The 12,178-nt window shown below is 34.1% G+C and carries 11 protein-coding genes; all 11 read right to left on the reverse strand.

Annotated elements, in window-relative coordinates:
- Nucleotides 1-68: 68 nt before the first annotated feature.
- Nucleotides 69-344 (reverse strand): hypothetical protein, encoded by a 276-nt coding sequence (locus tag DTOX_RS18950; RefSeq protein WP_042316253.1) that lies wholly within the window; start codon nucleotides 342-344, stop codon nucleotides 69-71.
- A gap of 73 nt (nucleotides 345-417) precedes the next feature.
- Entirely contained in the window at nucleotides 418-1,281 is an 864-nt protein-coding gene (locus DTOX_RS18955; protein ID WP_015759283.1) for an amidoligase family protein, read from the reverse strand.
- Nucleotides 1,282-1,427: 146 nt separating this feature from the next.
- The gene (locus DTOX_RS18960) at nucleotides 1,428-2,822 is read right to left on the reverse strand and encodes an ATP-binding cassette domain-containing protein (protein ID WP_015759284.1); all 1,395 of its coding nucleotides are present in this window, start codon (nucleotides 2,820-2,822) and stop codon (nucleotides 1,428-1,430) included.
- Between the two features lie 86 nt (nucleotides 2,823-2,908).
- Nucleotides 2,909-3,406 carry a hypothetical protein gene (locus tag DTOX_RS18965; protein WP_015759285.1) on the reverse strand — a complete coding sequence of 166 codons (498 nt, stop codon included), beginning with the start codon at nucleotides 3,404-3,406 and terminating at the stop codon, nucleotides 2,909-2,911.
- A gap of 105 nt (nucleotides 3,407-3,511) precedes the next feature.
- Nucleotides 3,512-4,399 (reverse strand): tyrosine-type recombinase/integrase, encoded by an 888-nt coding sequence (locus DTOX_RS18970; protein WP_015759286.1) that lies wholly within the window; start codon nucleotides 4,397-4,399, stop codon nucleotides 3,512-3,514.
- A gap of 127 nt (nucleotides 4,400-4,526) precedes the next feature.
- Nucleotides 4,527-4,934 (reverse strand): phBC6A51 family helix-turn-helix protein, encoded by a 408-nt coding sequence (locus DTOX_RS18975; RefSeq protein ID WP_015759287.1) that lies wholly within the window; start codon nucleotides 4,932-4,934, stop codon nucleotides 4,527-4,529.
- A 1,706-nt stretch (nucleotides 4,935-6,640) separates the two neighbouring features.
- On the reverse strand, nucleotides 6,641-7,870 hold the full coding sequence (locus DTOX_RS21740) for a PIN domain-containing protein (protein ID WP_015759288.1): 1,230 nt from the start codon (nucleotides 7,868-7,870) through the stop codon (nucleotides 6,641-6,643).
- A gap of 148 nt (nucleotides 7,871-8,018) precedes the next feature.
- Complete coding sequence (locus DTOX_RS18985; RefSeq protein WP_015759289.1) at nucleotides 8,019-9,068, reverse strand: IS630 family transposase; 1,050 nt, start codon at nucleotides 9,066-9,068, stop codon at nucleotides 8,019-8,021.
- A gap of 125 nt (nucleotides 9,069-9,193) precedes the next feature.
- The gene (locus tag DTOX_RS18990) at nucleotides 9,194-9,607 is read right to left on the reverse strand and encodes an ASCH domain-containing protein (RefSeq protein ID WP_015759290.1); all 414 of its coding nucleotides are present in this window, start codon (nucleotides 9,605-9,607) and stop codon (nucleotides 9,194-9,196) included.
- A 35-nt stretch (nucleotides 9,608-9,642) separates the two neighbouring features.
- A complete protein-coding gene (locus DTOX_RS18995) occupies nucleotides 9,643-10,563 on the reverse strand; it encodes a hypothetical protein (protein WP_015759291.1) in 921 nt (306 codons plus the stop codon).
- Between the two features lie 6 nt (nucleotides 10,564-10,569).
- On the reverse strand, nucleotides 10,570-11,892 hold the full coding sequence (locus DTOX_RS19000) for an AAA family ATPase (protein ID WP_015759292.1): 1,323 nt from the start codon (nucleotides 11,890-11,892) through the stop codon (nucleotides 10,570-10,572).
- Nucleotides 11,893-12,178: the final 286 nt, after the last annotated feature.

The raw sequence follows: 12,178 nt of genomic DNA on the forward strand, positions 1-12,178 counted from the left end.
ATATTACGGAATAGGGTAAATTTCAAGGACAGAAAAGAAAAAAGACGGGATTTTATTCCACGTCTTAGTTATTCTTGTATTTTGAGGTTTGTAATAATTTCTACCCTTACGAGTTCAAGAATAAAGCTTTCATAGTCAGTATAGGAAATTTCTTTGCCGGTCTGGAACTGTACCCTTCTTTGGGTGTCCTTCATGTATTCTTTAACGTCTTTTCCCGGTTTAAAAGATGTACTACGAAGTTTTCTCACTAATTCCTCATAGGTTTTACCCTCTAAGACTAACCCATCTATAAAGGTAGCTATAAGCATTTTTAACAACCTTTCCTTTTTAGCTGATTGTGCCACTATTATTATTCCCCTTCCGGTTAATTTATTATATATGGAGAGTCGGGCTATTACAACCCGACCCTTTATTCTATTAGGCTGCCTGGGATTCAAAATGCTGGCGACGTTTAATCTGGAATTTAATTGCTTGGCCATATTCGTTTTCCAGGCTTTCACGGGTAACTTCACCGAATAAGGTTCTTCTAAGTCTTCTTTCATGGTTGAAGTTTGTTACTGCATCACGGTCATGGTCTTTTTTAGCTAATCTTATAGTTTCAAGCTTTGCTCTTTCAACTATCGATTGTGTAAACATTACCCAGTTAGTTGCTTTGTCTGCATCTACAGTGCCACTATGCTGGCGAAATTCAATGGTTTCATGTCTGAAGTAGGACTGGAAATTTAATTTCAGGTAACGGTCTGGGAGGCTATGCCTTAAGTCGTTTATGGTTCTTGCCTTTTCAACTGATTCAATTATTTCTTTGTTAATTCCCTTGCAGTAGATATTATGGCTCCCTCTCCTGCTGGCCGGTACTACGGAATCGAAGTAGTTTTCAAATTTGTAGTAGATGTAGTAGATATTCTGGAAGTCTTTGACCTGGTAATCGGTAACATCATGGTGTACATGCAATCCACAACTTCTGTCAACTTTAGCACCGGCTTGGTCAAGTGCCTTCATAACGGTAGCTAATTCGACTAATCCCTGCTTGCCAGTTAATTTTGGGCTTACTACTTCCCAACCCCCTCTGGCTAAGCCTGTTCCTCTGTTGTTCACGGATGCATCGGTAACTAATTTCCAATGAGGTCTGGTTGAGTGGTTGTAGCCTTCTTTGTAGATTGTGATTCCTGCTGTTCTTATAGCCTGGATAGCTGTTTCAGAACTGATTCCATTGAATTCAATTTCTACTCCGAAGGTACGGTTCTCGTTAAAGTTGAAGCTTTTTAGTGTGTTCATTGCCATTAGTGTCATCCTCCATGTTGTCCGTTTTTATTGGTTCCTTGTTCTGAAATTATTATATTACGGAAAGGAGGAATTATCAAGGATAAACTGCCACTTTCTTCAACTTTTTGCCACTTATTAGATTATAATGCCGATACTTGGTTTACCTAGCTTGCCGACCATTCAGGGTTTTCCCAGATGTAATATATCCGGTTTTTAGGAAGGATTTCTTTTATCATTGCTGCCACTTCTTCTTTGGTATATTCATCTGCCGTCCTATCACTGGCTTTCTTCTTGTTAGGGTTAACTCCCTGCACCCCACCGTCTTTGGCTTGACGGACTTTTTTAACGATTGGGTCAGCTATGAGTTTATATGTGGCTTCATCGAGTTCGTTTAGTTTCTGTAAGTTATACTGCCGGGAGTTGGCTAATACCATATCCCAACCTAACAGTTGTAGCTGTGAACGGATTTTTTTAAAACGATCATTGCTGGTGTAATCAACTTTAGTCATACCAGCTTTTTCAGCAAAGGGATTAAAGTTTCCCATTGTAGTCAACATTTCAACGTACCTCTTGCCGGTTAACGGTAGAGTATCTTTGATTAATTTTGAACCAAGGCCAATTCCACGGTATTTCGGGTGTAGGACTACCCGGCTTATCAGTGCCACTTCTTGGTTTAGTAGCCTTGCAACTTCACTTGTGGCAGCTTTATATCTCTGGGTAAATTGATTACGTCCGGCTAAAGCCAGATAAGTGTAGCAATATATTATAACACCGGTTGTTTCTTCGCCGTTTGTGTACTTATATATTTTCTGTGGTACTGTGACTTTACCAGAACGATAATGGAAACGGGAAAGGGTTTTGTAGTCATCAAGGGTTCCATCTTGCAGCTTTAGGTTTTTGATTAGAGAACATTGAAGGGGTTCGGTAACAGGCAAATAAAAAAGGGCTACCTCTTTCTCTAGCCCTTTACGGATAAGAATATTTGGTTGTAGGTCATCTTTTAAATCATTGTGAGTGGTTGCCACTACTAGAGTTTTGTTAAACTTTCGGCAAATCTTCTGCATGTTAAAAGCTACTACTTTAGCTGTCTCCCGGTCAAGTAAGGCACAGAATTCATCTATGAAGTAAGCATCTGCTGTTGTTTCCAGCAGCTTGGCCAGTTGGTAACGGTATTTCTGACCGTCAGATAACTCCTTATATTTACGGAGAAAGATGAAAGCATCGTTAAGTCCAACCAGTGTTAGGTAATATATAGCCTGGTCAATGTTTTGGCCTACACCATCAATGATTACAGTGTCAGGTTCTATTTGTAGTTCATTTGTTGCTACGGCATTGGGATATTGCTGACGGAGTTCTTTTAGCAGTATTGATTTACCACTGCCGGAATCACCGGTTATGTAGATGATATTCCCCTGGGATATATCGAGTTTTAAGTTATCATATATGGTAAATGTGAATTCATCGTCTAATGAGATGCCAAAGGCTTCGGATACGGCTAATGTTCTTTCGGTGATTTTAGTTTTCATTGTGAATTGCTTAGTTATACAGTACTTTGCCACTTTGTTCCCCCAACTGGCTAGTTTTTAGAGTTACAAAATGTAACCATATAGAATTTGAAATGTTCATCATGAACTTAGCAAAATCCTCATCGCTTGTCAGATAAAGATATTTTTTTATCATATCTTGTCTTGTTACCTTTGTATATCGTGTCTTCACCTACAGCTGCAATTGAAAACCACGTAAGAAAAGATAATCCGGCAATATTTAAAACATAGCTTATAAGAAAATTAAAATCATGTAGATGTTTAAAAGCTCCAAAATAAACCATAATATACTCAGAAATACTCAGCAGTCCACTAAAAAGACTTATTAGTAATATTTTATATAAAGGATTTCTTTGCATCCAATTTACTAAAAGTATTCCTCCTGCAGCCCCACCAACCATATGAAATAACGGTATACTAGCAATATAAGCGAACCCATTTACAAATCGGTAATAACCGAGGTATGTAAATATATACTCCAAGATAAATAACCAAATAAAAGATATAACTGCTACTGGCCATAGCTTTTTAACTCTTTGAATAGGGATTAATAAAAAAACCAGTAACCAAAGCATAATAGACCAGAACAAATTTTCCATCCTAATCTAACCCCTAAAGAATATATTTAAAATTCATTTGTTTTATTGCTTTTAGTCTTTCGTATTAGGGCTTAGCTTAAACAGATTTCTTAGAAATCCCTCTATTTATCTCCAACTCAATTCTTCCACAGCTCTCTGTAAATCCTCTTCCCCTGGCTGTGTATATACGAGTGTTTGTTGAATGTTCGGAGTTCCATCAGTCCTCATATGTCCGGCCAGTCTTGCCACAACATCCAAAGATATTTTACGTGTGACTAACTCATGGCAAAAAGTATGTCTTAAAGCATGGCAATTGAAATGGTCAATACCGGTAAGTTTACGATATTTCTCCATGATGTACTGTATATTCCGGGTAGTCATTTTATCCCCGGTTTTAGAAGGGAACAAATAGGCACTTATGCTGTACTCCGTCAGATATTTTTTCAGCAAGTGTCTCACGTCAGCATTAAGTGGTATTTCTCTGTGACGGTCATGCTTACCCTGTCTTACGATAACTTTACCCTTTCTTTCGCCAATTTCAATGTCAACCAACCGTAAATCAGCCAGTTCCTGTACCCGAAGGCCGGTATGGAGTAACAGGGTTGTCATGGTGAGTTCACGGAGGTCTCCATATTTCCTAACGTACCGGATTATAGTGTTCTGTTCAGTCCGTGTAAGCCACTTGGGAGTTGTTTTAGCTGTGGTTATGGTAGCCACGAATTGAACAGGGTTATCGGGTATTATGTTTTGTGAAACAAGGAACTGAAAGTAGGAACGAAGGTGAGAGAGTGATTGTTTGACGGTATTAGGCTTGAAATTTCTGACAGCAAATCTTTTAAAATGTGATATGTCTATTGCTGTAGCTTGCCCTATGCCGGTAGTACCCCCGTCCCCCCTTCCTACCCCTTCTGCCTCAAACCAGTTCTGGAATCTTGCCAGGCTTGAACGGTATTGCCGGATGGTCAGGTCAGACTTACCCTCTCTTTTCAGTTTGTCCAAATAGATGTCAAACAACGATGTCAACTTCCTTTCCGATATACGAAGTAAAATCCAGTAGTTACGGAGGTCTTTTTACTGGGTTTCCGTACTTAAATTATAGGATTTCCTTCGTATATCGTCAAGGATATACGAAATTGCCGTATTATTCTTCTAACTGCTTTTTAAGTTCTTCAATTTCTTCAGCGATAGCCGCATTGGAACGTCTATCCTCAACGGTAGCCTCAACCTTTTGAACGTCAGTTAACTTGCCACGGTTCTTTAACACTAACTCAATAGCTTTAACCTTGGCACTTTCAGAACGGCCAGTACGTACCATGCCTTTTAAGTGGACGTAAGTCTCGGCTAAGAACTGTTCCATCCATCTCTCTGCCACTTCGTTTTGGTATCTGATAAAGTGTTTATCATTTTTCCAACGGTACAAAGTGGCCTGACTGATGCCGACTTCTTCTGCCACTTGTCCCATGCTTAACTGGTGGTAATCATTTGTTGCTAAAATTTCAGCTGCTCTTTTTTGTTGTGCATTTAACACATCCATCCTTCTAGCCATCATTTTCCACCCCTCTTTCCATAGGTCATAACCCTTCGATTCTATGGCTTAAAATGGTTACAGTATTTATCGTGATAGTCGTCAAGTAACAGTACTTGACGTTAATTGTCGTCATTCTGTTTTTTGCAAGTGAAAATTCCTCACTTTTGCAAAACATTTTCCCCATGCAACAGTGGTGAATTTTATTTGCAACTCTGTACTGCTTAACTCGTCACACAACGAAATCCTGTAAGGATTATGTTAGTTAGCTGCTATTTATCCTGCCACTTCCGTTAATCCCATGCCACTTGACGATAGTACCGGTAAACTAACGTCAGAGAAGGGATTAACGAAGATACGTTGATATACTGTAATGGCCAAACCTCTTAAGTTCTTGACGTTAGAATAACAGCTATAGTCACGGTAAATTATGGCATTGCTATTAGCATTTTAGTTTACCACTTTACACATGACGGCCACCATCATTGAACGTCAAATGCAGTTACAGTCAAGGGTACTTACAGTAATCATGTCAGCAACGGTAATAGCAGTTATAACAGCAATGGCAATATAATCACGATACTAACGTAAGTCGGGACGACTTTCGAGTATGACGATGATTGCTGTATTTAACGTCAAGTTAATATGCTTGACAGCTAATCATCATACCAACAGTCAATACAGACCTACCGTAAAAATAAAACAACTTGCCAAATCTAAGGCAAGTACTGAAAACAGTGATATACAGTTCTTATTACAGCTATGGCAAAATACTGTCAGGTATAGGGGTGAGTAATTTCTGTCCAGGGGTGAGTAAATCCTGACCCCACACGAAGTTATATTTAATAATTATTATATATATTATTATAATTATATATTTATATTTATTTATATATTATTATATATTCTTGTTAGTGAGTAATCTGTGGTCACCCATGTAACATTTTTGTCTAGGGGTGAGTAAATTTTTGACCAGCATGAGTAATTTATTGACTGTTTATGTTTTGTGTTAATTACCGTAAGCAACAACGAGTTACAGTTATTTTCGTTGGTTAACGTTGTTTGCCGTGGGTTAAGTGTATTTACAGTTTTGGCCAAGGTACTGTTAGTTTGCTGTAGGTTACTGTTAATCTTACGGTATTACTATTTAACAAGTATTATATATAATTATTTATTACTCTTATCCGTTAGATTTATTATTAATAATATAATTATATATAATATTACTTTATAGTTAGTGAGTAATTTCTGTCCACCCCTGTAACAGATTTGACTCACATAACACAGTTCTTTACAGTTCATTCATCTCTTGACCGTAAGAAATAAATTTATAACCTTCTCTACTACTTAGGGTAGCTGTAGAGGGTTTTTACAAGTTAGATTTAGGGTATTTGGCGTTAGAAATTTTTATCAGTTGGTATAAGCCGAAGTTATCGTTTATGGCTGTTAGTTATTTTTTAGTTCAGTGTGATTACTCCTTTACCTATTAGGTAGCTGTTAAGGCTTTTTACAAGCACTACTATTCAAGCCCTCTAAAACAAATTATTACTTACGGCTTGTAATCTAGGTAAGTTGTCATTGCTGACCATACCTACTAAAAAATGTTTTAAATTGCTATTACGCTATTTACGAATTTTTATTATATTACCTATCAGACACTACTAATCTAAGTCATAATAAAGCACTCATGTTTCGGTAATGGTCTTAATCTCATTTTTAGTTCTAATAGACTAGTTAATTATTTTCCATATTCTTGTTGATGTTGCATTATAATCATCATCATAAGTATTCATCCTAGAAATGGGCTCAATTGATAGACGATCTTTAGCTTCACCCAAGATTCTACCAATAGCCATATTTAAAGGATCTCCAACTATATAATCGTTACTATTAAGTTTTTTAACTAACTGTATTGTTGTAAATTCATTTTTATTGTTTAGCTTGAAATTATTTATTTCATTTTGAATATCTTCAATACAAATATCATGCTTTTCAATTATATTAATAGCACTTTTTAGAAGAAGATTTCTGTCAATAAGTTCTTCTATAGTAATTTTATCTTGTATTATTGAATTAAGTTCTTCTATATTAATATCTTCATTCACTGTTGAATTGATTTCCTCTAGACTAATTATTTCATGCACTGTCGGATCATCCTGGCTCATGCCGTCATATCCTAAAAACTTCTCTGGCCTATAAATCAAACAATGTACTTCTGCCTCGTTATACATTTCTTGGATTAATTCTGGCCTTGGTCCTAAAGTTTTACCATGTAAATTTAGCCACCAATCATCTTTTCTATCATCGGTTACAAATATAATAGGTTTTTTTTGTTCTCTTGCATAATCAATAGTTTGTTGCCATAATATATAATCATTGTATTTGTCATTTCCCGACTTCCTCTCTTTATATCCTGGAGGTATTTCTTGGTCATACCTCAATTTAGCAATATTATATAGTTGCTCTAGTTTTTCTTTATTATAAGGTGTACCTATTCTTCCATCAAATAAATCAACAATTTGCTTAAGTATTATATCATCCTCTGAGTATTTTATATCACTACTTTTCGATTCCTTTAGCTCCTTAGAAATATCTTCACCTGTTTTTTCTAGAATACTTGTTATCTTTTCTATACTAATTGAAAAGTGTCTATCCTTATATTTTTTTAATTGACTTATTATTTTAGGAATATCTATGATAGATTCAATAGTATTATACAAATTCTCCTGTTGAAAAATAACTTCCAAACGATTGGAAACATATTCTACTGCAACTTGATGGGGTATCCACATTCTATCCTGGTATTTTTCCAATACTTCTATAAAAGCTTTTTGAGTACTTGAACTATATCTATATAAATTTAATAAAATATTAGTATCAAAAACAAAAATTCCATCGTTCCAAATCTCTTTAAATTGTTCTTCTGATGGTCTAATATGACCAATAAATAGACTATGCAAAAGCACTCCTCCAATAAGCAATCATTTAACTAAGCTTAAAAACTAAATTATTTGCATTGCTTGATTTTTAATTCTTTATATCTTCTAAGAGGTTATCAATACATAGATTTTAACTATATAGAACCGAAATAATAAATATCGTTATAAATTAAACGCAAAGTCTCTTTTTCACATCTTCCGAACAGCATTTGATTTCCTCTAAAAACGAGTCAACAGATTTTTGAATTTCTGAAGCATTTTTATGAAAGCGATTATAAATAGCTGTATTTTTTAACCATTTCCATAACTCTTCTATGCAATTCAGATTGGGTGAGTAGGGTGGAAGAAATTTCAAAAACAGATGATCCTTATGCTCGTCTAAAAAGTCTTTAAGTAATTTTGCATGATGAACTCTTGCATTATCAAGAACAATGTAAATTTTAGAAATGTCATCTTTTAAAAAATGTGATACCAATTTTTTAAGAAAATCTTTGAATTTTTCTGCATTGATTTTGTCATAATTTACACAAAAAACTTTACCCGTATAGTAGTTTAAAGCACCGTATAATGTAACTTTTGCATGGTGTCCATAGGTCTTAATCTTTTTTTGCTCACCTTTTGGGAACCATGCTCGTTGTAAACCTTGATAGTCCCTAATGTGAGATGCATCCACATATAGGAGTATTTCACATTCAGTGAGATTTTTTAACTCTTCCAGCTCATCTTGAAAAGCTTTTTGCTTTTCCGGATCAGCTTTGGCTAATACATAAGTGGGACGATTATAACGAAAATCCATCTTAAGAAGCATGCGCCAAACACCATCTGATGTATATTTAATGCCGTATGTATCATGAATGTAAGCAGCGAGGGTTTTACAATTCCAAGTAGTATGGGTACTAAAACCAACCTCTGATGGTGATTTTTTCAGTACCTCTTTGACCTCTTCTTTTTGTTCATTGGTTAGCCTTGGCGGTCTTCCCGGTTTTTTTGATACATGAAGCAGTTTTTCAACTCCACCTTCATTAAAGTAAGCAACGTATTTTCTTATGGTTTGTTCACTTATATCAAGATATTCGGCAATCTGCTTTGCTTGTCTCCCTTTCATGACAAGAATAACAGCTTGAACTCTGCATCTTAGTTTATATGGTGTTTCTCTTTTTATCTTATTCAAATCCTCAATGGTTAAATTTTGTGGATTGTTTAAATGCAATTTCCTCATGGTAATAATACCCCTCCCCACACTTGATTCTATTTTACAGGATAGGAGTAAAAATTACCATTACTTTATTAATCGTTTCTATATAGTAGACAAGCTCTCAGTGGTATCCTGTAAGCTCTAGTTGGCTAATACTGAGTGATTTTACCGTCAACATTAAACAAACCTAACTGCCCCCGGTAATTAACTGGTTTATCAATTAGCATTGCATCTTTCATACGTAGACCATACAGGTTCTCTGTATATTCCCAGTTAGTTAAATGCAATCCCCGGTCTAAGTCAAACTTCTCGGCATTATCGTATAGGAACATTTCTATCAAGTTTACCATACCGATAATAGCCCCTCTTACTTTACTTGTCTCAAACTGTTCAGCTAATTGCCATACTTCTACCGGAGCCGTCTTATCCACTCTGCTGCCAGTATGAATGTATAATGACTGTGGTAGTATGTTATATTTCCGTTTCCAGTTACGGAGTTCGATTGTTTTTAAACCGTGGACTACAAGAGTGGCCCAGGGTTGACGGATTGAGATTGCTTTCATTTGTGTTATTTTTGCTCCGTTTTTATTTAAAAAAATTATGCAAGAGAATTTAGCTTTTCTTTTATATAATTTAATTCTTCCTCTTCAAAATTATTTAATAATTTATGATATATATGGTTAATTGTATAGTTAGCGTTTAACCTCCATAAGCATTTATCATTTTGTCCACAAAGACAGTATTGGCATTTTTTAATAGTTCCTTGTTCACATGCTTCACTAAGATTTTTAATTTGCATAAAAACGCTATTAGCAAAAGTCTTTAGTAGCCATTTTCCTTTAGCTATGATAGGCAAATCTTTTATTCCAAGATTTAATTCCTCTGCATAAATATCTAGCTCTTTTTTCTTTTTACCAATATGACTTAAAAAATATCTTTTAGAATTCGTATCAGCTATTCTTCCGGATTTCACCTTATATCCTAATATAGCTTCATATTCCGGAACACAAGCTTTTTTTAATGCTTCAAGAGAAATATAATATAAATCCTTATAATCATTTTCAAGATTTTTTTGTACATAATTAATACAATCTTCATCAATTTTTTTTACGCTACTCTCAGTAATCTGAGAAATCAAATATATTAGGCTCTGTTCCGTAGCAAAATGGCTTTCATAAGAATAATATTTTAAAACAAATAACCCTAAAATATCATCAGGTATTTCTTTTCTAAAATATCTAGCATCTCGATCAATAATACCCATTATATATTTTATATTATCTTCTTTTTCCTCAATTTTATCTTGAAGTCTCCGCAAACATTCAATTACCTCATTACAACCTTCTGTATATTCCTCAAAATTTTCAACAGCATATACTTCAACATCTTTTTTTTCATAATATGCGATCATTTCATAGAATTTAATATCGTCTTGTCCTTCAACAATAATTGCTGGAGTTTTACTCATTATTGCCCCGGTTATCACTTCATCCAAATCAAATTTCATTGACGCACTCATTAATAATTAAAGCCCCCTAAGTTCTACTAAATAATTTGTATTATTTTTTGCTATGGATGGGCTATGAGAGGCAACAATTATTTGTGATTGGGGGGCAAATTTACTGAGTAATGGAAGCAATTTTCTTTGCCATTTGATATTTAATGAAATTTCAGGCTCATCAATTATCAGAAAATTTCTATTATTACCTTCAATAATAAACACAGTAAGGAATGATAATAAATGCCTTTCGCCACTTGACAATTCATTTAAACTATGACGATTATTTTCTCCTAAATCTATGTACACTTCATCTTCTGTTATAACCATTTGTTTCCACGGGGATATTTGATCATTAAATACTTCCTTTAAAATGTTAATAGAATTTAAAATGTTTTGTTCACTATCTAGTTCTAAAATCATTTTATGAAGGAGACTAAAGAGTAATTCATTTCTTTCCGATTTACACTCGTCATACCTTGTTAGTATATTAATTATTTGATTTCTAAGGGTGTTTTCAGCAGAAGCTTTTAATGCTTCTATTAGCCTATCCTTGTTATCAGTTATCAAAGCGGATAAATTATTAGGGATACTATCATTAGTATTGCATTTTTCACTAATAGGGTTGATAGCTAATGATAAAGTATCAAATAAAGCTTTCTGTACCCTCTCAGAAGTCAGTTTTTTAGCCAGTTGATATCTTTCTATTAATAAGTTTTTAATAATATCTATGTTAAGATTATCTAGTAAAAGATGATTTTCTTTAATTGACCTGAGTTTCCTACCAGAGAAAAATTCAAACCTTCTCCATTTATTTATATCATTAATATACGATGCAAGTTGTGCTGAAAAATGATCAATACGTGACCGAGTTCCTATTATTTCTCCATAATGAGACCTTCTTAATAAAAAATCCATAATAAGCTCTTTATCAACTTTTATTTCTCTTGTTGTTACACCTCGGTTAACCCCAAATAAAATAGAGGAAGTATTCTTTAAATCACTTGCATTAAACTCGTCCCAATTATATCTATCCTTATCAAGATAAATATTTTTCTTATTTTTACCATCGAATATAACTGCTGTTTCTTTATAGCTCTCTAAACTAACTAATACTGTTTTATTATTAGTAAAGTCTTCAGAATAATATAAAAGAACACTCTTTACTTTTTCCGCAGCAAGAATTGATTCATCTTGTGAAAGTACACCATATAATATCCTAAGGAGAGTGGTTTTTCCACATCCATTTTCCCCATATATTATTGAAATTGGGTATGTAGAGAAATTAACTTTTATGTCTCTGATAGGATCTTTAAAACCTGTTATTTCTACTCTGTTTATTCTAATCAAATAAATTCCCCCAAAATTCTTAGTATATCATCATTTATATTAAGTATCTATTGAGAAAAGTATTATGTATTTTACAATTCTGTTATTAGAATTAACTCTATAGGGCAAAACTAAAAAATAAAGATTTTATAAATTAACTGTGTCTTAATATACCTATTTTGACATCATTAGTTTTAATTTCGGGTACTTTGTAATTTTTACCTTCAATTATAGCCTAATTTTTTCTATTTGTAAATAAAGTAGATATTTAAACAATTTTCTTATCCTGTTTAAAAAAGCTTATCTA

Source organism: Desulfofarcimen acetoxidans DSM 771 (genome assembly GCF_000024205.1).
In the GTDB taxonomy this organism is placed as follows: domain Bacteria; phylum Bacillota; class Desulfotomaculia; order Desulfotomaculales; family Desulfofarciminaceae; genus Desulfofarcimen; species Desulfofarcimen acetoxidans.